This window comes from Cellulosimicrobium sp. CpK407 (assembly GCF_051844275.1).
Lineage (GTDB): Bacteria > Actinomycetota > Actinomycetes > Actinomycetales > Cellulomonadaceae > Cellulosimicrobium > Cellulosimicrobium cellulans_G.
Genome location: NZ_JBGNYC010000116.1, coordinates 1 through 319, shown reverse-complemented (window position 1 = coordinate 319; position 319 = coordinate 1). Strand labels below are relative to the sequence as shown.

Annotated in this window: 1 protein-coding gene; it reads right to left on the bottom strand. The window is 73.4% G+C overall.

The window, feature by feature from the left end:
* Positions 1-319 (bottom strand): Ig-like domain-containing protein (locus tag ABWU78_RS20970; protein WP_439159404.1); only part of this gene is annotated, 319 nt, incomplete at both ends.

The window sequence follows — 319 nt, the reverse complement described above, 5'->3', positions numbered from 1 at the left end:
CGACTCCGACACCGACGCCAGCCGCAGCTCGTCACCGTTCGGATCGGTGTCGTTGCGCAACGGCTCCACCGTCACCGGCTGCCCCGCCGGCACCACCACGTGGTCGTTCACCGCCACCGGCGGCTGGGGACCGGGCACCACGTCCACCAGCAGCTTGCCCTCGAAGGACATCTCGCCGTCGGAGACGAGCAGGGTCACGATCTTGCGGCCCGTCGAGCCGCCGCCGTCGCGGAACTCGACCGTGCCGTCCGGGCGCGAGCGCACGTCGTCCCCGGCCACGGTCGCGGCCGCCGACGCCAGGTACAGGTCGTCCCCGTCC